The organism is Crossiella sp. SN42 (assembly GCF_023897065.1).
Lineage (GTDB): Bacteria > Actinomycetota > Actinomycetes > Mycobacteriales > Pseudonocardiaceae > Crossiella.
In genome coordinates, this window is sequence record NZ_JAMHIV010000001.1 from 615,319 (window position 1) to 638,115 (window position 22,797).

Genomic DNA, 22,797 nt, shown 5'->3' on the forward strand with positions numbered 1-22,797 from the left:
AGCGTTCCCACTAGACGGGAGGACTTTCGACGTACTGCGCCACCCCGTGCCCGAACGACCAGTCGGCAGGCTCGTTCTCGGTCAGCGTGACCAGCACGTTGCGCGGCTCGGTCCCCGCGTACTCCTCGGCCAGCTCCGCGATCCGCCGGTACAGCGCCTGCTTGCGCGCCACCGGCCGCCCCGAGCGCAGGGTGATCGCCACGAAGACCACGCCCGCATCTCGTTGCACGCCAAGGAAGTTGTCGTAGCGCAGGGTGCTGGTGACGCCGTCGTGCGCGGTCAGCACCTGGAACAGGTCATCGGGTGGGATGCCGATGGTCTCGATCAGGGCCTGGTGCACGGCGCGGCCGAGGGCGGCCAGGCGGGCAGGCTCGGCGTGCAGGGCGTCGATGCGGACGAAGGGCATGTCAGCGGCCTTCCCGGTGGCCGGCGAGCAGGCCGAGGGCGCCTTCGATGGCGTTGGCGTAGGGCTCGGTGGCGCCCGCGGCGCGGGCCAGCACGTAGCCGCCCTGGAGGACCGCGACCAGTGCGGTGGCGGTGGGCCCGGGGGCGAGGGTGGGGGCGAGATCCCCGTTGGACTGGGCCTCGGCCAGCAGGTCGGCCAGGCGGGTGGTGAGCCAGGCGAAGGTCTGCTCGACCGGGTCGCGCAGGGCAGGGTCGGCCATCACCTCGGGGTCCTGGGTGAGGCGGCCGACCGGGCAGCCCTTGAGCGCCTCGCGTTCGCGGCGTAGGTAGGCGGCCACCCGGTCGAGCGCCGGGCCGGGTGCGGTGAAGGCGGCTTCGGCCCTGGCGCGCAGGTCCTCAGCGGTGCGGTTGATCGCGGCCAGGGCGAGCTCGGGCTTGCCGGAGAAGTGGTGGTACATGCTGCCCTGGCCCGCGCCGGAGCGCTCCTGGATGGCCTTCGGGCTGGTGCCCACGTACCCGCGCTCCCACAGCAGCGCGCGGGTGCTCTCGATCAACTTCTCCCTGGTGTCCACCACCGAACCATACATACTAGTAGGTACAGACTCAAGCGGGCTCGCGCACCAGGTAGACGTCGATCGGGTCCTGGGACTCCACGATGAAGCCGTGCCGCTCGTACAGCCGCTGGGCGGCGCTGCCCTGCAGGACGTTCAGGCGGACGGGCGCGGCCTCGGCGTCGGCGCGGGCCAGCAGGGTGCGCAGCACGGCGGTGCCGAGGCCGCGGCCCTGCAGGTCCGGGTCGAGGTAGAAGTGCTCCAGCCACCAGCTCTGCTCGGCCGGACGCAGGGTGACGCAGCCGGCGAACGCGCCGTCGACCTCGATGATCGAGGTGTACTGGACGGAGAAGGAGTCCCGCAGGCGCTGGCGAACCCGGTGTTCGTCGAAGCGCCCCAACCGTTCCAGGTCCGGGCGCAGCACCCGCGCGCGGAGCTCGGCGATCGCCTCGACGTCGGCTGGCTCCGCCGTGCGCAGCGTCCATGTCGCGGGTTTGCTGGTAGTGGTGTCCACGGTGCCAGTATCAACGGGCGTGTCCACCGCTTTAGACCATGACATCATGTGGTTGCAAGATCCATTGTGGAGGTGGGCCGCGGCATGACCGGCAGGGAACGCAGCGGACGCGGACGCCGGCCGGCCGACGACGTCCGGGCCGATGTGCTGCGGGCCGCGGGCGAACTGCTGCTCGCCGAGGGACTGGCCGACTTCACCTTCGAGCGGGTCGCGCGGGTGTCCGGGGTCAGCAAGACCACGCTGTACAAGTGGTGGCCCTCCAAGGGTGCGCTCGCCCTGGACGGCTACTTCCACGCCGTCCAGGAGACGCTGGCCTTCCCGGACACCGGGGACATCCGCGCGGACCTGACCAGCCAGCTGCGCTCCTTCGCCAAGGTCATGACCAAGACCGCGGGCGGCAAGATCGTCACCGAGCTGATCGGGCAGGCGCAGACCGACCACGAGCTCTCGGTCGCCTTCCGGGAGCGGTACTCCGCGCAGCGGCGCCAGCTGGCGGTCACCCGGCTCCAGCGCGCCCAGGAACAGGGGCAGCTCCGCGCCGAGGTCGATGTGCGCATTGTCATCGACCAGCTCTGGGGCGCGGTCTACCACCGGCTGCTGGTGCCCGACGAACCTGTCACTGACAAGTTCATCCTGGCGCTGGTGGCCAACCTCCTGGACGGGATCGCCACGGCCGGGTGACGGGTCAGGCGGGCAGGACCGCTTCGATCGCGCCGACCACCGCGTCGTCCTCCGGCGTGGTGGCCGGGCGGAACCGGGCCACCGGCTTGCCCGCGGGGTCGAGCAGGAACTTCTCGAAGTTCCACTGGATGTCGCCGGCCTCGCCCTCGGCGTCCGCGGTGGCGACCAGCTCGGTGTAGAGCGGGTGCCGGTCCGGGCCGTTGACCTCGATCTTGGCCATCATCGGGAAGGTGACGCCGTAGCTGGTCGAGCAGAAGGTCTGGATCTCCTCCGCGCTGCCCGGTTCCTGGCCGCCGAACTGGTTGCACGGGAAGCCGACCACGGAGAAGCCGCGGGCGGCGTAGCGCTCCTGCAGTGCCTCCAGGCCGGTGTACTGGTTGGTCAGGCCGCACTTGGAGGCGACGTTGACGATCAGCAGGGCCTTGCCGCGCAGCTCGCCCAGGGTGGTGGGCTCGCCGGAGAGGGTCCGCAGCGGGATGTCGTACAGGGTCACCGGGGTCACGCTAGTCGCCCGCTCCGCCACCGCGTGACCGGGGTGACGGAGCGGGCGGTGCGGTCACTTGCGGCAGTCGGCGAGCTTCTGCTTGGCGTCGGTGACGGCCTGGTTCGCCTCGGTCGCCTTGCCCCTGACCTTCTCGGCGTCCTCGCGGGCCTGGGCCGCGTCCGCGATCAGGCCGGTGGCCGTGGCCAGCAGGCGGGTGGAGTGCGCGCTGGCCGAAGCCGCTTCCGCGTGCTGTGCGGCGCCGCCCTTCTCGGACTTCGCCCTGGCGACCTTGGCCGCCTCGACGGCCTTGTCCGCCTCCGCGTTGGCCGCGTCCTTGGCCTTGTTGATCTCGGCGAGCTTGCCCTCGGCGGTCTTGGCCGTGGTGTCGGCCTCGGTGAAGGTCTTCTCCGCGGCGGCGACCGCGTTCTGCTGCTGGTCGCAGTTGGCCGGTGCGGCGCCACCGCAACCGGCGGTGAGCAGGGCGGCGCCCAGGGTGAGCGCGATGAGGGCGGAGCGGGTGGAGGACATGGGTTCTCACAGTTCTGCGTCGATGCGCGCGGGAGCATTCCCCCCGGTGCAATCGCGCGCCGACCGCCCCGGACAGGGGCACCCTAACCGCTGCCGGCGCAGGTCAGGCAGTGATTTACGTCGTAACCGGGACACCGAGCTGACGGGCGCCACTGGCAGTGTCCAGGTACTCGCGCACCCGGTGGATGAGTCCATTGTGGACTTCGAAGACCAGGCAGTAGTCGTTGCGGTAGGGGTTGCCGTCGGCCAGGGTCGCGGTCATCGTCTCCTCGACGACCACCACGTCTCCCGCGACGTGGAAGCCGCGGAAGGTCACCTCCACGTCCTTGGCGAACAGCCGCGGGAAGTCGACGGCGAGGAAGTGCGCGATCTGCTCCCCGCCGACCATGTGGTGGCTGATGCCCAGGGTGGTCGCGGTCGCGTTTCCTTGCGGGGCAAGCCATTCCGCGTCCGGGGTGAAGACCGCGGCGATGCGTTCGGGGTCGCGGGTGCGGAAGGTCTGCCAGGCCTGTTGGACGATCTCGGCACTCATGCCGCTGAGACTAGGCAAGCCCGGCGGCGGTTGGCTGGCCGGAATCCGACGTGGTCACCTCCGCCAGTACCGCGCGCAGGTCCCGGAGCGCGGCCTCCCGGCCTTCCAGCATGCGCACGCCCGCGGTGTTCAGCACCACCTCGTCCACCCCGGCCTCGTGGTAGCGCCGCACCCCGGCCGCGATCTCGGACAGCGTGCCGGTGAGCACCACGCCGCCATCGACCAGCGCCCGCGCGCTCAGGCCTGGCTGCATGGGGTGCACGCGCAGGCCCGCGCGGCGGAGCATATCCGTGTAGTGCGGGGCCGACAGGTGTTCGCGGGCGGCGGTGAGCGCCACCTGGTGCGGGTTTCGGCCCGGTCGGCGGACCGCGACGTGCACCACCGTGACGATCCTGGGTGCGGGGCGACCGGCTTTCGCCGCGGCGGCTTCGATTTCCGGGCGGAGCACGGTGCGTACGTAGTCCGGCGGGGTCATCCAGGTGATCGCGGAGTCGGCCAGTGCACCCGCCAGGCGGGCGGCGGCGGGGCGCAGGACGCCGAGGCCGAGCTCCACCGGTGGGTGCTCGAAGGGGGGCAGGCCGCCGTGCATCTGGTACTGGCGGCCCTGGTGCAGCACGGGGTCGCCGGACAGCAGGCCGCGCAGGATGGTGAGGTAGTCGGCCAGTGCGGTCAGCGGGCTCGGGTAGGCCTTGCCGTGCAAGGACTCCACGAGTTCCGGGGTGCCCGCGCCGATGCCGAGGGCCATGGGGTGGCCGGTGAGGCGGGCCAGGGAGCGGGCTTGCAGGGCGGCCTCGTAGGGGTGGCGCAGGGCGGTGAGGGTGACGCTGGTGCCGACCGGGAGCTGGAACCCTTGGCCCGCCAGGTAGGCGAAGGCCTGGTGGGTTTCCAGGCCGAGGGACTGGCCCTGCCACAGGCGGTGTGCGGGAGTGTCGCGGACCAGTTCGGCGAAGGGGGTGAGGTCGGCGGGGTGTTCGGGCATCACCGGCAGGATGATGGAGGTCTTCACGTGTGCTCCGGCTGGTATCCGGCGGCTTGGAGGTTGAACAGGTAGGCGTAGTGGCCGCCCTGGCGCATGAGTTCGGTGTGGGTGCCCTGTTCGACGAGTTTGCCGCCCTCGATGACGATGATCTTGTCGGCGATCCGGACGGTGGAGAAGCGGTGGGCGACCAGCAGGCTGGTGGAGGTGTCGGCGATGGTGCGGAAGCGTTGGAAGATCTCGGTTTCGGCCTCGGCGTCGATGGAGGCGGTGGGCTCGTCCAGCACCACGATCGGCGCGGCCCGCATGAACGCCCTGGCCAGTGCGACCTTCTGCCACTGGCCGCCGGAGAGCTGGTGGCCGTTCTCGAAGTGCCGGCCCAGCATGGCGTCGTAGCCCGCCGGGAGAGTGTCCACAATGGAGTCAGCGCCACTGGCCTGGGCGGCGCGGCGGATCCGGTCGGTGTCGGCGCGGTGCTCGATCTGGCCGAAGCCGATGTTGTCCCGCACCGGCAGCTCGTAGCGGATGTAGTCCTGGAAGATGACGCCGAGGTTGCGGCGCAGGTCCTCCAGGTCGAACTCCTGGATCGGCACGCCGTCGAGCAGGATCTCCCCGCTGGTGGGTTCGTAGAGCCGGGTGAGCAGCTTGACCAGGGTGGTCTTGCCCGCGCCGTTCTGGCCGACCAGGGCCACGCAGTTGCCGGCGGGCATGGTGAAGCTGACCCGGTCCAGGACCTGTTCGCTGGTGCCGGGATAGGTGAAGCTGACCTCGCGGAACTCGATGCCCTGGCGCAGCCGCTCCGGGAACTTCCGTTGCCCGCCACGAATTTGCCGCTCGGGCAGGTCGAGCAGCTCGAACAGGTTGCTCACGAACAGCTTGTTCTCGAACAGGTTGGCCACGCCGACCAGCAGGGTGTGCCCCGAGGCCTGCACGATGCCGATCGCCTGGAGGTACCCGGCCAGCTCGCCGATCTGCCCGGTGTCCTTGGTGGCCAGCATCGCGAACACCAGCGCCCCGGCCGAGATCAGCACGCTCACCAGACCGAACACGCCCAGCGAGACCGACTGGCGGCGGGTGATGTCGCGGTCCACCCGCAGGAACCGCTGCACCTGGTCGCGGTAGGCCTTGATCAGGTGTCCGTCGAGCTGGAAGAGCCGGACCTCCTTGAAGGAGTGGTCGGTGGTGGTCAGGTACTGGAGGTAGAACAGGCGACGACGATCGGCGGCCCGGCCGTACTCGATCTCGTACATCTTCTTGCCGTACCACATCTGCGCGATCGCGGACGGGATCGGCGAGATCAGGATGAGCACGGCGACCCAGAAGTTCCAGGAGAACAGCACCGCGGAGACGGACAGGATGGTGATCAGCTCGCGGGCGAAGGCCAGGGTGTCGGTGAACAGTTGGTGGATCCGGGTCCCGCTGCTCTCCTGGAAGGCGCGCTGGAGCTTGTCGTAGGAGTCGGCGTCCTCGTAGTCCTGGAGCTCCATCCTGGTGCCCTTGCGCATCACCTCCTCGCCGACCGCGGTGGACAGGTGCAGGCGCAGCACCGAGTCCAGGTAGCCGTGCCACACCCCGAGCAGGTGCGCGGCCACCGAGACCGCCAGGATGAGCAACCCGACCGCGAGCACCGTGGGGCCGAAGTCGCCCTCGCCGCGGGCCGCGATCGCCTCGGCCACGGTCTGCACCGCGGTGGCGGTGAGCTGCAACTGGATAGCGGGCACCACCGAGACCGCGACGGTGACCAGGATCAGCGCCAGCACGCGCAGCGGGCTGAGGTCCCACAGCATCTTGGCGATCCGCAGCCAGTGGTTGTTCGGGTTCATGCCGTGGCCTCCGGTGCGGGTCGGCCGCCGATGGCGCGCAGAGCCTGCCGCCACAGCGCGTAGAGGTGCGATTCGCGGCGCAGGTCGATCGGCAGCAGCCGGTTGATCTGCATGTGCGCCAGGCTGCCCAGCACCCCGGCCTCGGTGCCCCACAGCTGCCCACCGGTCACCGCCGCCTGCGCCGCGGCGACCGCTTCGCGTTGCGGGGCAAGGACTTCTGCGATCATCTCGTGGTGCCGTCTGCCCTGTTCGTGCGGGCGGAAGTCCCACGGGACCAGGAGCTCGGTGAGATAGGCGCGGTGCTGCTGGAACTCCGCGCGCACGAGGTCGGCGTCCGCGCCGCCGCTGCCGGGCAGCAGTTCCATGCGTTCCTTCGGCGCGAGGCCCCACTGCCGGTACAGGGTGTCCACGGCGGCGATCGCGGCGAAGTCGGGGCGCAGGTCACTGTCGTTGTGCAGCAGGGAAACCAGGTCGGCGGTGACCGCGCTGTTGGCGGCGAAGACCTCCTCCACCGTGTCGTAGACCAGCGGGCCGCCGTAGCGCTCGATCTCCGGGGTGTAGCCGGCCAGCGCGGTGTCGAAGGCGAGGCCCTGCTCGACCAGCTGCTTGCCCCACACCGTGAGCTGCCACAGCAAAGCGGGCTCGGCCTCGGGGTGCGCGGCGCGGAAGCGCAGTCGCAGGTGCGGGCGCGGGTCCATGTAGCGGATGTAGAACCAGCGGTCGATCAGCCCCTGCTCCCCCAGCATCGCGACCAGCTCGCGCAGGCCGGTGCTGATGATCTCGTCCTGCTGGGCCATTCCGGTGTACAGCTTGAGGAAGCTCCACTGACCGCCGGGCAGGTGCAGCCGCGCCGGAGCGTCGTCGGTGTCCACCGGCGCGGACAGCGTGACCTCGCTACGCGCGGTGTCCGCGCTGCTGCGGGCCAGCAGCGGCACCACGATCTCCTCCAGGTAGGCCGCGCCGTCGGTGTCGCGCAGCCACTGCTGGCCAAAGGCGGGCAGCATCTCGTGCACGGTCACCGGGCCGCGGTTGAGCTCGGTGGCCAGCTCGTCCAGGCAGACCGGGTGGTCCAGGTCGAGCAGCAGCCGGTTGTCCGCCTCCACCAGGTACACGTGCCTGGGCACCCGCCACTGCTCCCGCCAGGCGCGGACCTCGGCGGCGAAGTCCTTGCCCGGCAACGGGTTCAGCCGCCACTGCGCCGGGCGCAGCACGACCTTGCCGCGGCTGACCCTGGGCAGGAAGGGCATCGTGTCCAGTGGCCCCCAGCGGAAGCCGCAGGGCATGGCGTAACCGTCGTTGGAGACCTCCAGCACGAACCGGGCCACGTTGGGCGCCACGTGCGGGCTGAGCATGTGGTTCTGCGAGACCACCACCTGCTTGCCCAGTCGCTTGGACCACAGGAAGAGCCGGTCCTCGGTGGCGCCGACGCACAGGTCGGCCAGGTCGATCACCCGCTCCGGCGGCACCGAGGGCGCGGTGTTGACCGGGACCTCGTAGCCGCGCAGCAGCGGCCGCAGCGCCACGTTGGCCGCCCGGCCGTGGTTGGGCAGGTAGCACAGCTCGGCGTAGACCACCTCGGGGCTGAGCTCCTCCTCGCGGCGGGCGTAGCCGCGCAGCCGGTCCACCGCCTCCTCGCCGAGCAGGTCGAAGAACCGGCCGGAGGTGCGGCCGCCGAAGGCCAGGCCCTCCTCGCGCAGCACGGCCCGCCACTGCCCTGCCGAGTGGTCGGCAGCGAGCTGGGCGTAGACGTCCAGCGCCGGGTACAGCGCCAGCGACGGCGCGTCCTCCGGCGGGGCGAAGCGGTTCAGCCACTCGTCGGTCAGCTCGATCTCGGCTTCGCCGGAGCACCAGGCCTGCACCGCGAACTCGGTGAGCACCCGGTCGAAGTCCTGCTGCCAGGGCTCGCCGACGTTGTGCGGCAACGGATAGGAGCGCGGCGGCTCGGTGTAGGTGGGGGGCGCGTCCAGGCCGTGCTCCGGGCTGAGCAGCTCCAGCACCGGCACCAGCGCGAGCAGCCCGTAGCGTTCGGTGAAGGCGTCCCGGTACTGGGCGAGGTGGTGGTTGTGGCCCGGCAGCGCGGCGGACAGGCGCATCAGGCAGTCCACCGCCTCCGCCACCGCGTGCCCGACCTCGGCGGTGAGCTGGGGCTGGGCCAGGTCCAGGGTGGCGTCCAGCTGGTAGGTCGGGCCGGTGTGCTCGGGGGTCAGCGCGCGCTGGGCGGCGGTCAGCGCGGCCAGCGCGGCGGGGTCCGCGCTGGTGGCGGCGTGGTGGGCCAGGTCGATGACCTCGCGCAGCGCCTCGGCGGTGCCGGCCGCGGCCTCGATCCCGGCCAGTGCCTTGGCCAGGTGGGCCTCCGGGTGGGCCACGGTCAGCGGCGGGCGCAGGTCGCTGGTCAGGAAGTTCAGCGTGCGCAGCTCGTCCACCAGCCCGGCGACCCTGGCCGGGTCGACGCCGGGGAACTCCTCGGCCAGCGCGGTGAGCAGCTGCCCGTACGGGATCGGGGTGGCGGCCAGCCTGGTCACCGCGAGCGCGGCGGTGGTGGCCCGCACCCGCACCGCGCGGTTGTCGTTGTGGCCGTAGATGTCGGCGTAGGGCAGCACCAGCCGGTCGCCGCTGTGGTGCACGCTGGAGTTGAGCACCACCCGCAGGTGCGGCCGCAGCGCCTCGTCCTCCTCCAGCTGCTTGATCAGGGTCAGCAGCCAGGCCATGTCGGCGCGGATCCGGTTGTCCCGCAAGGCAGGGACGCCCAGCCGCGCGGTGGTCTCCGCGCCGAACTCGCCGACCGCGACACCGGAGAACGCGCCGAAGGGGGTGGGCCGGGTGGTCATCCTGGTGAGGTAGCGCAGCAGCCGGGAGTGCAGCCGCCGGGCCCGCTTTCCGTTGGCGGCCGGGCGGTCCAGGGCGTCGACCAGGTCGCCGCTGGCCACCGCGAGCGCCCGGCGCACCTCCGGCCGCGCGGCCAGTTCGCGCAGGCGGCCGTGCACCTCGGCGCGGGCCTGGTCCGGATCGCCGATGGCGAGCAGGTCCTGGAAGACCTTGGCGGGCAACGCGGGGGCGCGCAGCAGGAAGAAGTCGGCGGGTTCGTAGCGGGCCATGGTCACCGCGCCAGGAACGCGGTCAGCCAGGTGGGGCGGGCCGGGCTGATCGCGGCGAGCAGGGTCAGCGCCACCCCGGTCGAGCCGGTGAGCAGCCCTGGGCAGTCCACGAACAGCCCCGGCTCCTCCTGGTCGCGGAAGACCAGCGGGTGCGCCGGATCGGCGTGTGAGAGCAGCTCGGCGAGCAGCCGCGGGGTGTGCTCGCGGGCCGCTTCGCTGCCGGCGGCGGCGAACTCCAGGCAGATGGCCAGCACCCCGGCCACCCCGTGACAGAAGGTGGGTGAGAGCGCGGGCCGTTCCTCGCTGCGCCGCAGCACGCCCTCGAACGCCGCGAAGGCCGCGGCCCGCAGCTCGGCGTCGCCCAGCGCCTCGCTCGCGGCGAGCAGGGACACCGCGACCCCGGCGGTGCCGTAGCACCAGCCGATCTGGTCGTTCGGCTGGTTCGGCCGGACCTCCTCGCCGGAACCCGCGACTGGGATCTCGGTGGCCCACACCGGACCGTGCTCGTCCGCGCGCCGGACCTCCAGCAGCCAGTCCACCATCCGCCGGATGGCCCCCACCTGCCCCGGCCGCCGGTGCCCGCGTTGCCTGGCCACGGCCAGTGCCGCGACCGCGCCGGGAATGCCGTGGGAGAGGCCGAGGTTGAGGTAGCCGCCGGGGAACTCCCTGGGGTCGCGGCCCAGTGGCGCGCACAGCTCCGGGGAGATCAGCCAGCGGCGGGTGATGGTGAGGTCGCGGGGTGGCTCGCTGAGCCAGATGAGGTAGTCCAGCAGGCGCTGGGCGGCGGCGCGCAGCGACTCGTCGGGGTCCGGGATGGAGCAGAGGTAGACCAGGGTGCCCGCGGCGCCGGTGATCAGGTCGTAGTCGGAGTCGCTGACCGCGCGCTCGGTCATGGGCAGTTCCAGCTCGGCGACCTGGGCGGCGAACTGCTCGTGCAGTCGGCGCAGGCTGGGCGCGAACCGGGGTTCGGCCTCCACGCAGCCGGCCACGCACAGCGCGAGGCCGCCGGTGCCGGAGAACACGCCGGGGGCCAATAGCGGTTGGACCTGGGTGCCCGCCACCGCCTCGCGGATGAAAGCGAACCCGGCCGCCAGGGAACGCGCGCTCTCTACCTCATTGGGGGCAACGGCCGCGGCGTGCACATGGAGTAATGCGATTCCGGCGTGGCCATACCCGAAGCTGGGTAAGTACCATTCCATCGGATGCATCGTCTGCTCGGTGAATCGCATGACATGATCGATGACCTCGGCGGAATCCGCGGTTCTCCGCGCGACCTCCCAGGCCACTTCGCGGGCTTTGGCCGCAAGCGCCGCGGGGACTACTCCGTGCCAGGCAGTCGCGGATTCCCTGGCCACTGTTTCTGCGCGCATGACAACCCCTGTTCCTCTGCACTGATGCGGTAGGGTCCAGCGGCGGGTGCTGCCGTGTCGTCGACACACGGCAGCACCCGCTTCAGCCCGACTAGCTGCGGGTACTTACCGCTTGGGGCAGCCGGCGGTGCACGCGCCCTGGGTGCAGCGGCAGGTGAAGCCGGAGCAGAGCGGGGTCCTGGTGCACGCCAGGCGGGTGATCACACTGGTAATCGACAGCGGCTGCGCCTGGCCGTTGCTCGCCGCCGGAGTGCTGACCCTGGCGTCCAGATCAAAAGCGTCCATTTGACATTTCACCTTTCTGTGATTGTGCGGCGCGATTTTCTCGCGCTCACTTCGGACCCTAGGCGGGGCCGCGTACACAGCGCTGTCACAGGATTGCAGTCGCATGTCAACAGGCTCTTACTGTGAGTAGTTCCGAACACACCGCCCGCGGGTTAAGGTGTCCTTCTCCGATGCTTAATTGGGGGTTTGACGTGCTCAAACACGACGACAGGCTTTACTGCGAGGTACTCGGGGCGCTGGCCGCGCGCCGTGGTCCGGTGCGCATCGAGCTGGGCTGGGCGCGGCAACAGGCAGTGCTGGCTGTTCTGCTCACTCGAATGAACCAGCCGGTGCCGGTGGAGGCGCTGATCGAGGCGGTGTGGGCGGACAATCCGCCGCAGGGGGCGCGGAACACGGTGCAGACCAACATCAGCAGGCTGCGCCGCGCGCTGCGGCCTGCCGGGGCCACCGACGACCGGGACGCGGTGGTGGTGCGCACCGAGGCCGGTTACCTGCTGCGCGGGGAGCCCGACCAGCTGGACGCCCTGGTCTTCGAGCAGGAGGTGGCCGCGGCCCAGGAGCACCAGCGGGCCGGGCAGTGGCGGGCGGCCGCCGAGTCGGTGGGCTCGGCGCTGCGGCGCTGGCGCGGGGAGCCGTTCAGCGGCCTGGACAGCCCGTACCTGCACGCGCACCGGCTGCGGTTGCGCGAGTGCCACCTGCTGGCCCAGGAGCTGTCCGCGGCGCTGGCGCTGGACCGCGGCGAGCACCGCACGGCGGTGGCCGAGCTGACCGCGCTGGTGACCCGGCACCCGCTGCGGGAACGGTTGCGGGAGCTGCTGATGCTCGCGCTGTACCGCTCGGGCAGGCAGGCCGAGGCGCTCGGGGTGTTCCAGGACGCCCGCGTGGTGCTGGCCGAACAGCTCGGCATCGACCCCGGCCCGGCCATGCGCGGGCTGCACCAGCGCATCCTGACCAGGGACCCGGAACTGTCCGCGCCGCCGCGACTGGCCGGTCCGCCGGTGGTGCTCGCGCCCGCGGTGACCGTGGAGCAGCTACCCGCGGATCCGTTGTCCTGCACCGGAAGGGAGGAGGAGCTGCGGCGGCTCACCGAACCGTCGGCGGCCGTGGTGGTGCACGTGGTGGACGGCATGCCGGGGATCGGCAAGACCACCCTGGCCGTGCGGGCCGCGAACCTGCTCGCCGCCGACTACCCGGACGGCCGGATCTTCCTGCGCCTCAACGCCTTCGCCGCCGCGCAGCCACCGCTGCCGCCGTACCAGGCGCTGGCCGCGCTGCTGCTCGCGGTCGGTGTGCCCGCCGCCGCGCTGCCGGAGACCGAGCACGCCCGCGCCGCGCTGTGGCGGGAACGCTTGCGGGACAAGCGGTTGCTGCTCATCCTGGACGATGCCGCCGGGCACGAACAGGTCCGGCCGCTGCTGCCGGGACCCGGCCGGTGCCGGGTGCTGATCACCAGCAGGCGGCGGCTGAGCGCGCTGGAGGGCGTGCGCTCGCTGGAGCTGAACCCGCTGCCGCTGGAACAGGCCGCCCGGCTGTTCCAGCGGCTGGCCGGTCCGCGCGAGCAGCCGGTGGACCCGGCCGCGGTCAACGAGCTGGTGGCGCTGTGCGGCGGGCTGCCGCTGGCGATCACGTTGCTGGCCGGTCGATTACGCCATCATCCGCGTTGGACCGAGCGTTACCTGGTGGACCTGCTCAGCTCGGCCCGGACCCGGCTGAGCGAGCTGCACGCGGAGAACCGCACGCTCACCGCCGCGTTCGAGCTGTCCTACCAGGGCCTGCCGGTGGAGACCCAGCGGCTGTTCCGCTGCCTCGGCCTGTGCTCAGGTGTCGAGGTCGACCCGCCGCACACGGCGGCACTGGCCGGGTTGACCGCCGCGGCGGCCCGGCGCGGGCTGGAACTGTTGTACGACAACCACTTGCTCACCGAGTCCGCGCCCGGCCGGTACGTGCTGCACGAGCTGGTCAAGGAGTACGCGGCGACGCTGGCCGAGCTGGAGGACCCGACGCTGATCCAGCGCGCGGGCTGAGTCAGTTCGGTTTCAGCGGCTGGGCGCGGGTGGTGCGGTCCAGGTAGGCGACGCCGTCGTACTCCGCGCCCAGCCGGAAGGTCAGCGACTCCTTCTTCATCGTCTTCCAGAACCCGACCACCGAGCCGTAGCCGCGCATCTTGTGCTTGCCCGCCAGCCATTCCCTGGCCACCGGGTCCGGCCGCGCGTGCCGCAGGTCCACCAGGTGGTCACCGCCGACCTTGGCCAGCTGCCATTCCAGGGTGCCGGGCTCGGCCGGGTCCAGGACGAACTCGGCCAGCTCGGTGCCCCCCATCTGGATGGCCTGGAAGCCGCCCTCGTTGGCCACCAGCGCCAGCGCGTAGTAGCCGTCGCCGAGCCGGTCCCGCAGCTCCGCGCCGAGTGCGGCCTCCTTGCTGGAGCGGGTGGCGGCGGAGAGGTGTCCGTTGTGCGCCCACAACATCACCCGGCCGTCGGGCTGCTCGTCCAGGATGCGGCTGACGGCCGCGCCCATCATCCGGTCGCGCAGGTGCCCGCCGGCCTGGCCGAGGGTGGGCAGGGTGCGCAGCTCCGCGGCCCGGTCCACCGCCCAGGCGTGCCACTGCGCCTCGTGCCAGGCCGGGTCCTCGGCCGGGTGCGCGGCCAGCCAGGCCACTGTTTCGCGCACCACCTCCCTGGCCGCGAGCACCTCGTTGTGCTCGGCCGCGGCCCGCACGCCCGGCACGTGCCGCCACAGGTACCGGAACGCCGCGCGCAGCACGCCACCGACGCTGATCTTGGTGACGTCCGGGCGCAGCGCCCTGGCCGCGGCCCGGAACGCCCTCGCCCTTTCAGAGTCCACAGTGGACAGATACCCGCCGATGGCTTCGACGCCGGTCTTGTCCAGCACCGGATCGACCCCGCGGAAGCGCACCCGCCGCTCCAACGGGAGGTTCGCGTTGTGCGCGCGCAGCCATTCGACCAGGGCGTGCACCTCCTCGGTGTACCAGGTCCAGAAGCCGACCTTGCGCAAGGCCAGCTCGGCGGTCCCGGTGCCGTGCACCACGTAGTCGTCCACCGCGCGGCAGGCCGACCAGCCGGCCTCGATGGCGAAGGTGGTGAAGCCCAGCTCGGTCACCAGGAACTCGACCAGCCGGTGCTTGAGCGTGAAGAACTCCCTGCTGCCGTGCGTGGCCTCCCCCAGCCCGACCACCCGCACCCCGTCGAGCGCTTCGGCCAGCGGCTTCAGGTCGTCCACCCCGTTGCCGGGCTCGACGGTGCGCAGCGGGATGGCGTGCTCGGCCAGCCAGGCGGTGATCAGCTCGGCCTGGGCATCCTGTGACATTCGGTGACCTCCTGACACCGGAGGGTACCGAAGATCACCGGGTGCTCGAGCGCACCCGGGTGGTCCACGAGGCGCTGCCGCCCGGCGCTCGGTCGCCGAGCGCGATGAGCGCGCAGGTCCTGCCCTGATCGTGCAGCGACTGGGCGATGGTGGTCAGGCCCGCGCGTTCGGCCTCCGGGCCGTCGTCCCAGCCGGAGACCGCGAGGTCCTCGGGCACCCGGAGTCCGCGGGCGCGGGCGGCGTCGAGCACCGCGAAGGCGAGTTGGTCGCTCATGGCCACCACCGCGTCCGGCGTGCGGAAGTCGAAGAGCAGGGCGGCCACCGCGGCGGCCTCCTCGCGGTCGTTGCGGGCCACCACGGCCACCGGCAGACCGCGCGGGTCCAGGCCTGCCCGCTCGCAGTGGTCGTAGACGCCCTGGAGGCGTTCGCGGGTGACCGGGAACGGCACCTGGTCGGCCTCCGGCCCGGTTTCCAGCCGTGGCCTGCGTTCGCGGTCGAAGGGGAAGCTGAGCACGGCCGGGCGCTGGGCTCCGGCGAAGGTGCGCGCGGCGATGTCCCTGGCGGAGGCGCGGTTGTCGATGCCGACCACCTGCACGCCGGGCACCGCCGGGCCGCCGTGGATGGCGACCGGTTTGCCCAGCCCGCGCACCACCTCCAGCACCGGGTCGTCCTGCACCGTGGTCCACACGATGTAGCCGTCGACGGCGGCCGAGCGCACCCGCTCGACGTCCTGGTCCGCGCCGGTGGTCGGGATCAGGTTCAGGCCGCTGCCTCGCTCGCGGCACACCTCGGCCACGCCGGTCAGGAACCGGCGGGCCTGCGGGTCCTCGAAGGCGTAGGCGAGGTGCTCGCCGAGCACCACCCCGATCGCGTCGTTGTGCCGCTTGCGCAACGACCGCGCGGTCGGGTCCGGTCCCTGGTAGCCCAGTTCGGCGGCGGCCTCGCGGACCCGGCGCAGGGTGTCCGGGGCGACCCGGTCCGGCTGGCTGTAGCAGTAGGACACCGTCATCGGCGAGACACCGGCGCGGCGCGCCACCGCCGCCATGGTGACGCGCGGCGATCCGGGGCTGGACATGCCCACACCCTATCTGTGTATCGTTACACAATGCGCGCGGCGACAAGCTCTCGAACGGGTATGGCCCTGGTGGCGCTGAGCACCGCCTGCTTCATCTCGGTCACCTCGGAGAACCTGCCGGTGGCCCTGTTACCGCAGCTCGCGGCGGGTCTGAATGCATCGGACGCGGCGATCGGCCTGCTGATGACCGGCTACGCGGTGGTCGTCGCGATCACCGTGATGCCGCTGGTGGTGCTCACCGCCCGCTGGGACCGCCGGACCACGGCCCTGGTCACGGTGATCGCGATCGCGCTGTCCAACCTGCTGCTGGCCCTGGCGCCCAGCTACGGCGTCGCGGTGGCCGCCCGGCTGGTCTCCGCGGTGGGCCACGGGGTGTTCTGGTCGGTGGTCGCGCCGATGGCCGCCCGCCTGCTGGGACCGGAGCGGGCCGGACGGGCCACCGCGGTGGTCTTCGCCGGGAACTCACTGGCCCTGCTGTTCGGCCTGCCCCTGAGCTCCTGGCTCGGCTCGACCCTGGGCTGGCGGCCCACCGTGGTCGTGCTGGCCGTGGTCGCGGCACTGTCCGCGGTGGCCATCCGCGCCACGGTCGAGCCGATGCCGGCGGAGCACGCCACGCCGGGACAAGGACTGTCCGCGCTCCGGCAGGTGGTGACCGACCGTTCGCTGGCCGCGGTGAACCTGACCACGGTGCTGGTGGTGCTGGGCCACTTCACCGCCTACACCTACATCACCGCGATCATCGCCGACTACGCCCACCTCACCGGATCGGCGACCGCGGCCCTGCTTTTCGCTTACGGCGCAGCGGGTCTGCTCGGCCTGGTGCTGATCGGCCGAGCGCTGGACAGCCACCCCCAGGCCACCGGCCTGTTCGTGGCCGGCGGTCTGGCGGTCTGCATGCTGGCGCTGCTGACCCTCGGCCCAAGTTCGGGACTGCTCAGCGGCGCGGTGGTCGTGCTCTGGGCGGCACCCGCAGGCGCGATCGGCGTGGTGCTGCAAGCCGCGGTGCTGCGCGCCACCGCGACCCGGCAAGACCTGGCTTCCAGCGTCTACATCGTGGCCTTCCAGATCGGCATCGCGGCGGGCGCCGGCCTCGGCGGCTTCTTCCTCGCCCAGGACGCGCTGCCGCTGGCGGTGGCCACGACGGCGGTCTGCGGACTCATCGCGCTGCTCGTGGTGCGCCGATCGACCGCTTTCGCCGCGCCAGCCGACCGCGTCAGCCAGGCCAGAACCGCACGGCGAACAACAGCATGAACCCCAGGCCGATCGAGAAGAACACCGTGAAGCCCCAGCGCTTGACGCAGGTGGCGATCACCGTCCCGGCCGCGGGCGGCAGTACGGCGCAGGCGGTCGCGGCCCAGGCCAGCGTCGCACTGGCGTCCGCGCGCAAGGCGGCGAAGTAGGCGCTCAACCCCAGGACGGGCAGGACCAGCAGCCAGCTGATGGCCAGCGCGGGCAGCAGCACATCGCCCGGCTTGCCTCCCGGCTCCGGTTCCGCATCGGTCACCGGTGCAGTGTGCGCCGATCCAGCGGCCCGGCACATGAGTGGAACCACCTAGTGTCCTGAGTCGGAAGTTCGCCAGCGGTCTCGACGGCCCAGCTTCCCACTGACCGCACCGCCGGAAAGCCCACGTACAACCCGGTACGAGGGCTTCCCTGCGGCACGCCCAGCGGAAACCTGGACCGCCGATACCGCCACCGAACTTCCGACTCAGGACACTAGCGCACCGCACCCCGGCTGTTCATTGACATGAACAACCCAGGTACCTTATGGTCTAGACCACATTACCCTGTGTGACATTCGGACCCGCCGCCTCGTCCGTGTGCCACGGAGCCGGCTCGCCGGTCGGTGTCGTGACGCGCGTGAGCGGAGCGAGGTGGTGGCGTGTCCGTGCCTCCCGCGCCGCGGCGCCGGCCCTGCCCGGCGCAGGCACCTGTTGATCGCGTGCGACGGGGCACGACGTCGGGCGCAGCCGCCGGGACGATCCCGGCAGGGAGCTGACCCATGACTCTCAGACGCCTGTTCACCATGGCCGTGGCCGCCCTCGGCATCACCCCCTTCCTGCTGGTGGTGATGCCCGCGAGCCCGGCGTTCGCGCACGGCTACATCTCCTCCCCGCCCAGCAGGCAGGCCCAGTGCGCGCAGGGCACCGTGCCCTGCGGGCCGATCAAGTACGAGCCGCAGAGCGTGGAGGGACCCAAGGGGCTGCGCAGTTGCAGTGGCGGCAACGCGCCGTTCACCGACCTCGACGACGACAGCAAGGGCTGGAAGGCCACCGCGGTCGGCGGCACGGTGAACTTCACCTGGACCTTCACCGCCCGGCACCGCACCCGCGACTACGAGTACTACCTCAACGGCCAGCGGGTGGCGCTGATCGACGGCGGCAACGTGCAGCCACCGCCCACCGTCTCGCACACGGTGAACCTGGGCGGCGCGACCGGCAGGCAGAAGCTGCTGGCGATCTGGAACATCGGCGACACCCCGATGGCCTTCTACGCCTGCGTGGACCTGCAGATCGGCGGCGGCGGCACCCCCACCACCAGCCCGACCACCAAGACCACCACGCCGACCACGACCAGCACTCCCCCGCCCGGCGGCACCTGGGCCTCGGGCACCGCCTACCAGGTCGGCAGCCAGGTCACCTACAACGGCAGCACGTTCCGCTGCACCCTGGCGCACACCGCGCTGCCCGGCTGGGAACCCCCGAACACCCCCGCCCTGTGGCAACAGGTCTGACCGCTACCGGCTCGCGCCCCAGCCGCCGGGGGCGCGGGCCGGTGTCCGAAAGGCAACCACCGTGAACCGAGCCCTCCTCGCCGCCGTGCTCGCCGTCGTGCTGCTCGCCGGCTGCGCGAGCACCCCGCCAAACCCCGCTGCCGCAACGCCTTCACCGTCCGCGTCGCCCGCCACGGCCACGGCCGCCGCGAACTTCAACGACGCGGACGTGATGTTCCTGCAGATGATGCTCCCGCACCACGGACAGGCAGTGCAGATCGCCAAGCTGGCCAAGGACAAGGCCACCCGCAAGGAGATCAAGGACCTGGCCGTCGCCGTCGAGGCCACCCAGCTCGCCGAGGCGGAGACCATGACCGGGTGGCTGCGGTCCTGGGGGCGACCGACCACAGTGGACACCAACCCGGACCTGCACGCCCACCACGGCGGCATGCCCGCGACCTCGAAGGAGGTGATCGACGCGCTGGCCAGGACCGGCGGGGGCAAGTTCGACCGGGATGCGGTGAACGTGCTGACCGGGCACCAGCACGGGGCGGTGGAGATGGCCCGAAACGTGTTGCGGGATGGCAGCAATCCGCAGGTGAAGGAGCTGGCGGACCGGATCGTGAAGTCGCGCACGGCGCAGATCCAGCAGCTGCTGGCGTTCCTGGGTCAGTAACCGGAGAGCAGCAGGTCCATGCCGGGGCGGTCGACCGAGGAGGCGGTGGCCGACAACAGGACCACGCCCCGGCCCGCGGCCCGGTCGAGTCCCAGCCAGCTGCGGAACCCGCCGGTTCCCCCGTTGTGCCAGGTGATCTCGCGCCCCCGCCGCGCCGTGGTCAGCCAGGCCGCGCCGATGCGCACCGAGGGCCCGGCCACCTCGGTCACCGGGTCCAGGGCGGCGATCCCCGGCGCGGAACCGTTGAGCAGCGCGGACATCAGGGTGGCCATGTCCGCGATGGTGGCCCGGATGCCACCGGCCGGAGCGACCGCCTCGCCGGTCCACGGCTCGCGTGGCCGGCCCGAGGCACTGCGGCCGGGCAGGGCGCTGGGGCGGAGCTCGGCGGGGGTGGCCGGGACGTACCAGGACAGGCCGAGGGGGTCGCTGAGGCGTTGCTGGAGCAGGGCGGGGTAGGTGGTGGTGGCGGACAGGGCGTGGCCGAGGAGCTGGTAGCCGAGGTTGGAGTAGCGGAAGCGGGGTTTTTTCGGGCGGGCGCGGTGCAGGTCGGCGAGTAGCTGGGCGCGGGTTTCGCCGTAGGGGTTGGCGCCGTGCCGCCACAGCGCGATCGACCTGCGGAGGAGGTCGCCGGTGGGCAGCAGCCTGGGCATGCCGGAGTGGTGGGTGCTGAGGGCGGCCAGGGTGATGCGCGCGGCCGGGATTCCGTTGAGCGGCAGGAGATCGCCGAGGGTGGTGGCCGGGGTGATCTCGCCGCGGGCCAGCGCTTCGGCGTAGAGCAGGCCGGTGACGCCCTTGCTGATCGAGCCGATCTCGAAGTCGGCGGAGAGGTCGGCGCCCGCGCAGGCCAGCCGGGTCGACCCGGCGGTCACGATGGCCGCGGCGAAGACCGGGTGGCGCTTGCCGAGGGTGGCGCGCAGGCGGGTCGCGAGGGCCTGGTCGCCGTGGGTTTCGGTCACGGCGGAAACCCTATCCGGTTGGGCCGAACGGGTGAACTCGTATGCATATGGATTCCCTGGCTGGCTAGCGTCGGTTTTCCACCGCCAAGGGAAATGTGAGGACATGGCGAATTCATCGTGGTTCGACGAGGCCAAGTTCGGGGTCATGATTGTGTGGACACCCGCCGCGATACCGGCGTTCGCGCCGTTGTTCCCCTCGCCTGAGGAATGGGCGGAAATGTCCGAGGAGGACGCGGGCACGCTGCTGCGCGATCGACTGCCGTTCGCGGAGATGTACCTGAACCAGCTGCACATCCCGACCAGCGCGGTCGCGGAGCACCACGCCGAGTACCATCCGGGGACTGACTACGCGTCTTTCGCCGAAGAATTCCGGAACGGTGTGCAACGGTGGAATCCGGAGCCCTGGCTGGATCTTTTCGTCGCGGCTGGCGTGAAATACGTGGTGCTCACCGTCAAACACCAGGACGGCTTTCTGCTCTGGCCCAGTTCGACACCCAACCCGCATCGGCGGAATTGGCAGGTCGAGCGGGATGTGGCGGGTGAGCTGGCCGAGGCGGTGCGGGCGCGCGGGCTGGAGTTCGGGGTTCTCTACAGCAGCGGGCTGGACTTCACCTTCGCCGAGCCGCCCGCGCCCGAGGACTACGAGAACCTGCCCCCGGCCATCGCGGAGAACCCGGACTACCTCGTCTACGCCGAGGCGCACTGGCGCGAGCTGGTCGAGCGCTACCGGCCGTCGGTGCTGTGGAACGACGCGGGATACCCGGGGGACGCCGGGAAACTCGTGTCCTGGTACCGGGAGCAGGTGCCGGACGGGGTGGTCAACGACCGGTTCGGTCCAGCGCCGACGGGTTCGGAGGAGCAGCTGGCCGACTTCGCGACCCTGGAGTACCAGCGCGACTACCAGAACGACGCGCCGGCGGACCGCAAGTGGGAGTCCTGCCGGGGACTGGGTTCCTCCTTCGGCTACAACCGGATGGAGCACGACGAGTCCTACCTCAGCCCGGCCGAGCTGATCCACGAGTTCGTCGACTGCGTCGCGCGCGGCGGCAACTTCCTGCCCGCCGTCGGGCCGACCGCCTCGGGTCGAATCCCGTGGGCGCAGTCCACCCGGCTGCTCACCCTGGGCTGGTGGCTGCGGGAGAACGGCGAGGCGATCTACCGGACCCGGCCCTGGCTGCGCGCCACCGGAACCACCGGCTGCGGCCTGGACGTCCGCTACACCCGATCCGCCGACGCGGTGCACGCGATCGTGCTGGGCACACCGGCCACTGAGTTGGTCGAGCTGGATGTGTCCGTTGACGCGGGGGCCGAGATCTCCTTGCTGGGCAACGCTGTGGCCTGGGAGCCGGGCGAGGGCGGGGTTCGGGTGCGGCTGCCGGAGGCGCCGGACGAGCAGGTCGCGCTGGTGCTGCGGATCTCGCCCGCCGAGGCGGTGGCGGGATGACCGAGCGCGTCACGCCCGCCTGGTTCGACCAGGCCAAGCTGGGCATCTTCATCCACTGGAACCCAGCGGTGGTCCCGGCCTACGCGCCGGTGCCCTCGGCGCACCCGGTCGATGAGCTGCTCGGCTACGACGAGTCCGGCGTGCAGGCCATGCGCCGCAACCCGTACGCGGACATGTACTGGAACACCATGCACATCCCCGGCAGCCCCACCGAGCGCCACCACCGGGAGAACTACCCCGGGCTGGACTACGCCGACTTCGTGCGGATCTTCCGCGACGAGGTGCTCCCGGCCTGGGATCCGCGGCCCTGGGCCGAGCTGTTCGCCCGCGCCGGCGCCCGCTATGTCGTGCTGACCACCAAGATGGACGACGGGTTCCTGCTCTGGCCCAGCGCGCACCCCAATCCGCACCGGGAGGGCTGGCAGTCCACCAGGGACGTGGTCGGTGATCTCGCGGACGCGGTGCGTGCCAAGGGTTTGCGGTTCGCCACCTACTACTGCGGCGGCGCGGACTGGACCTTCACCGGCCTGCCGCTGACCGACCTGGAGAAGTTCTTCAACGGCTGTCCGCCGGGCAAGCAGTACGCCGAGTACGCCGGCGCGCATCTCCGCGAGCTCATCGACCGCTACTCCCCTTCGGTGCTGTGGAACGACTACAGCTACCCGGCCGAGTCCGATGTGCCCGCGATCTTCCAGCGGTACTGGGAAAAAGTTCCCGACGGGCTGGTCAACGACCGGTTCGGGGCAGAGGATTCGGGCATCCACTTCGACTTCCGCACTCCCGAGCAGACCACCAAGGGCGAGTTCACCGGCAAGTGGGAGTCCTGCCTGACCCTGGGCACCGCCTGGGGCTACAACCGGATGGAACCGCCCAGCACGCACCTGAGCGGGAAGCAGCTGATCCACACCTTCGTCGACGTGGTGGCCCGCGGCGGCAACCTGCTGATCAACGTCGGGCCGACCGCGGCCGGGGCGATCCCGTGGATGCAGGCCGAACCGCTACTCGCCCTGGGCTGGTGGCTGGAGACCAACGGCGAGGCCATCTACGGCACCCGGCCCTGGCACAAACCCAAGGGGCTCACCGGCGAGTCGCTCGACATCCGCTACACCCGCTCCGCCGAGGCCGTGCACGCCATCGTGCTGGGCACCCCGGCCGGGCGGCAGGTGGACATCGACGTCCAGCTCGACGACGGAGCCCGGGTTTCCCTGGCGGGCAACCACGCGGCACTCGACTGGGCGCCGAGTGCGATGGGGGTCCGCGTCCGGTTGCCCGACCAACTCGATCCCCGGCCCGCCTGCAGCCTCCGGCTCGAACCCGCGTCACACGTGCGGCCCTTCACCGAAGTGTGAGGATCGATGCGGT

At 71.4% G+C, this 22,797-nt stretch carries 22 protein-coding genes; 7 read left to right on the forward strand and 15 right to left on the reverse strand.

The annotated features are described in order from the left end of the window. Positions 1-10: 10 nt before the first annotated feature. The 3 genes from M8C13_RS02705 to M8C13_RS02715 are packed head-to-tail and all read right to left on the reverse strand — an operon-like array spanning position 11 to position 1,470. Positions 11-406, reverse strand: coding sequence for a tautomerase family protein (locus tag M8C13_RS02705; protein WP_252478802.1), 396 nt, complete (start codon positions 404-406; stop codon positions 11-13). A gap of 1 nt (position 407) precedes the next feature. Beyond that, positions 408-977 carry a TetR/AcrR family transcriptional regulator gene (locus M8C13_RS02710; protein ID WP_252478803.1) on the reverse strand — a complete coding sequence of 190 codons (570 nt, stop codon included), beginning with the start codon at positions 975-977 and terminating at the stop codon, positions 408-410. 31 nt (positions 978-1,008) lie between these two features. Next, positions 1,009-1,470 (reverse strand): GNAT family N-acetyltransferase, encoded by a 462-nt coding sequence (locus M8C13_RS02715; protein ID WP_252478804.1) that lies wholly within the window; start codon positions 1,468-1,470, stop codon positions 1,009-1,011. A gap of 84 nt (positions 1,471-1,554) precedes the next feature. On the opposite strand from M8C13_RS02715, the gene M8C13_RS02720 reads away from it, so the two are divergent. Next, positions 1,555-2,151 carry a TetR/AcrR family transcriptional regulator gene (locus M8C13_RS02720; RefSeq protein ID WP_252478805.1) on the forward strand — a complete coding sequence of 199 codons (597 nt, stop codon included), beginning with the start codon at positions 1,555-1,557 and terminating at the stop codon, positions 2,149-2,151. Positions 2,152-2,155: 4 nt separating this feature from the next. On the opposite strand, the gene M8C13_RS02725 is transcribed toward M8C13_RS02720, so the two are convergent. The 8 genes from M8C13_RS02725 to M8C13_RS02760 form a co-directional block, all read right to left on the reverse strand. Further along, positions 2,156-2,644: a glutathione peroxidase gene (locus M8C13_RS02725; RefSeq protein ID WP_252478806.1), complete on the reverse strand. Its 489-nt coding sequence runs from the start codon at positions 2,642-2,644 to the stop codon at positions 2,156-2,158. A 63-nt stretch (positions 2,645-2,707) separates the two neighbouring features. Continuing rightward, on the reverse strand, positions 2,708-3,163 hold the full coding sequence (locus M8C13_RS02730) for a hypothetical protein (RefSeq protein WP_252478807.1): 456 nt from the start codon (positions 3,161-3,163) through the stop codon (positions 2,708-2,710). A gap of 115 nt (positions 3,164-3,278) precedes the next feature. Beyond that, positions 3,279-3,695, reverse strand: coding sequence for a nuclear transport factor 2 family protein (locus M8C13_RS02735; RefSeq protein WP_252478808.1), 417 nt, complete (start codon positions 3,693-3,695; stop codon positions 3,279-3,281). A gap of 10 nt (positions 3,696-3,705) precedes the next feature. Then, on the reverse strand, positions 3,706-4,701 hold the full coding sequence (locus M8C13_RS02740) for an LLM class flavin-dependent oxidoreductase (RefSeq protein WP_252478809.1): 996 nt from the start codon (positions 4,699-4,701) through the stop codon (positions 3,706-3,708). Beyond that, positions 4,698-6,494 carry an ABC transporter ATP-binding protein gene (locus tag M8C13_RS02745; RefSeq protein WP_252478810.1) on the reverse strand — a complete coding sequence of 599 codons (1,797 nt, stop codon included), beginning with the start codon at positions 6,492-6,494 and terminating at the stop codon, positions 4,698-4,700. Before M8C13_RS02745 ends, M8C13_RS02740 begins: the two co-directional genes overlap by 4 nt. Then, positions 6,491-9,589: a lantibiotic dehydratase gene (locus tag M8C13_RS02750; RefSeq protein ID WP_252478896.1), complete on the reverse strand. Its 3,099-nt coding sequence runs from the start codon at positions 9,587-9,589 to the stop codon at positions 6,491-6,493. Before M8C13_RS02750 ends, M8C13_RS02745 begins: the two co-directional genes overlap by 4 nt. A 2-nt stretch (positions 9,590-9,591) precedes the next feature. Beyond that, a complete protein-coding gene (locus M8C13_RS02755; RefSeq protein WP_308202755.1) occupies positions 9,592-10,959 on the reverse strand; it encodes a lanthionine synthetase C family protein in 1,368 nt (455 codons plus the stop codon). A gap of 105 nt (positions 10,960-11,064) precedes the next feature. Beyond that, a complete protein-coding gene (locus tag M8C13_RS02760) occupies positions 11,065-11,244 on the reverse strand; it encodes an FDLD family class I lanthipeptide (protein WP_252478811.1) in 180 nt (59 codons plus the stop codon). A gap of 191 nt (positions 11,245-11,435) precedes the next feature. Between M8C13_RS02760 and M8C13_RS02765 the strand changes: the two genes are divergently transcribed. Further along, entirely contained in the window at positions 11,436-13,268 is a 1,833-nt protein-coding gene (locus M8C13_RS02765) for an AfsR/SARP family transcriptional regulator (RefSeq protein ID WP_252478812.1), read from the forward strand. Between the two features lies 1 nt (position 13,269). On the opposite strand, the gene M8C13_RS02770 is transcribed toward M8C13_RS02765, so the two are convergent. Further along, positions 13,270-14,571, reverse strand: coding sequence for an erythromycin esterase family protein (locus tag M8C13_RS02770; RefSeq protein WP_252478813.1), 1,302 nt, complete (start codon positions 14,569-14,571; stop codon positions 13,270-13,272). 34 nt (positions 14,572-14,605) lie between these two features. After that, complete coding sequence (locus tag M8C13_RS02775) at positions 14,606-15,646, reverse strand: LacI family DNA-binding transcriptional regulator (protein WP_252478814.1); 1,041 nt, start codon at positions 15,644-15,646, stop codon at positions 14,606-14,608. Positions 15,647-15,676: 30 nt separating this feature from the next. Between M8C13_RS02775 and M8C13_RS02780 the strand changes: the two genes are divergently transcribed. Next, positions 15,677-16,897: an MFS transporter gene (locus M8C13_RS02780; RefSeq protein ID WP_252478815.1), complete on the forward strand. Its 1,221-nt coding sequence runs from the start codon at positions 15,677-15,679 to the stop codon at positions 16,895-16,897. Here M8C13_RS02780 and M8C13_RS02785 read toward each other — a convergent pair. Next, positions 16,860-17,150: a hypothetical protein gene (locus M8C13_RS02785; RefSeq protein ID WP_252478816.1), complete on the reverse strand. Its 291-nt coding sequence runs from the start codon at positions 17,148-17,150 to the stop codon at positions 16,860-16,862. The two genes, M8C13_RS02780 and M8C13_RS02785, sit on opposite strands and share 38 nt — an antisense overlap. Positions 17,151-17,648: 498 nt before the next feature. Between M8C13_RS02785 and M8C13_RS02790 the strand changes: the two genes are divergently transcribed. After that, positions 17,649-18,380, forward strand: coding sequence for a lytic polysaccharide monooxygenase (locus tag M8C13_RS02790; protein WP_252478817.1), 732 nt, complete (start codon positions 17,649-17,651; stop codon positions 18,378-18,380). 61 nt (positions 18,381-18,441) lie between these two features. Continuing rightward, positions 18,442-19,035, forward strand: a complete 594-nt coding sequence (locus tag M8C13_RS02795) for a DUF305 domain-containing protein (RefSeq protein WP_252478818.1) — start codon at positions 18,442-18,444, stop codon at positions 19,033-19,035. On the opposite strand, the gene M8C13_RS02800 is transcribed toward M8C13_RS02795, so the two are convergent. Beyond that, entirely contained in the window at positions 19,029-19,991 is a 963-nt protein-coding gene (locus tag M8C13_RS02800; RefSeq protein ID WP_252478819.1) for a serine hydrolase, read from the reverse strand. The genes M8C13_RS02795 and M8C13_RS02800 overlap by 7 nt on opposite strands. 103 nt (positions 19,992-20,094) lie before the next feature. On the opposite strand from M8C13_RS02800, the gene M8C13_RS02805 reads away from it, so the two are divergent. Further along, positions 20,095-21,435: an alpha-L-fucosidase gene (locus M8C13_RS02805; RefSeq protein WP_252478820.1), complete on the forward strand. Its 1,341-nt coding sequence runs from the start codon at positions 20,095-20,097 to the stop codon at positions 21,433-21,435. After that, entirely contained in the window at positions 21,432-22,784 is a 1,353-nt protein-coding gene (locus M8C13_RS02810) for an alpha-L-fucosidase (RefSeq protein ID WP_252478821.1), read from the forward strand. The genes M8C13_RS02805 and M8C13_RS02810 overlap by 4 nt, the downstream gene beginning before the upstream one ends. Positions 22,785-22,797: the final 13 nt, after the last annotated feature.

Coding starts and splice junctions, on each gene's coding strand:
- M8C13_RS02705 (WP_252478802.1), bottom strand. CDS start 406: ATGCCCTTCGTCCGCATCGACGCCCTGCACGCCGAGCCTGCCCGCCTG.
- M8C13_RS02720 (WP_252478805.1), top strand. CDS start 1,555: ATGACCGGCAGGGAACGCAGCGGACGCGGACGCCGGCCGGCCGACGAC.
- M8C13_RS02730 (WP_252478807.1), bottom strand. CDS start 3,163: ATGTCCTCCACCCGCTCCGCCCTCATCGCGCTCACCCTGGGCGCCGCC.
- M8C13_RS02735 (WP_252478808.1), bottom strand. CDS start 3,695: ATGAGTGCCGAGATCGTCCAACAGGCCTGGCAGACCTTCCGCACCCGC.
- M8C13_RS02745 (WP_252478810.1), bottom strand. CDS start 6,494: ATGAACCCGAACAACCACTGGCTGCGGATCGCCAAGATGCTGTGGGAC.
- M8C13_RS02750 (WP_252478896.1), bottom strand. CDS start 9,589: ATGGCCCGCTACGAACCCGCCGACTTCTTCCTGCTGCGCGCCCCCGCG.
- M8C13_RS02755 (WP_308202755.1), bottom strand. CDS start 10,959: ATGCGCGCAGAAACAGTGGCCAGGGAATCCGCGACTGCCTGGCACGGA.
- M8C13_RS02760 (WP_252478811.1), bottom strand. CDS start 11,244: ATGGACGCTTTTGATCTGGACGCCAGGGTCAGCACTCCGGCGGCGAGC.
- M8C13_RS02770 (WP_252478813.1), bottom strand. CDS start 14,571: ATGTCACAGGATGCCCAGGCCGAGCTGATCACCGCCTGGCTGGCCGAG.
- M8C13_RS02775 (WP_252478814.1), bottom strand. CDS start 15,646: ATGTCCAGCCCCGGATCGCCGCGCGTCACCATGGCGGCGGTGGCGCGC.
- M8C13_RS02780 (WP_252478815.1), top strand. CDS start 15,677: ATGCGCGCGGCGACAAGCTCTCGAACGGGTATGGCCCTGGTGGCGCTG.
- M8C13_RS02790 (WP_252478817.1), top strand. CDS start 17,649: ATGACTCTCAGACGCCTGTTCACCATGGCCGTGGCCGCCCTCGGCATC.
- M8C13_RS02805 (WP_252478820.1), top strand. CDS start 20,095: ATGGCGAATTCATCGTGGTTCGACGAGGCCAAGTTCGGGGTCATGATT.
- M8C13_RS02810 (WP_252478821.1), top strand. CDS start 21,432: ATGACCGAGCGCGTCACGCCCGCCTGGTTCGACCAGGCCAAGCTGGGC.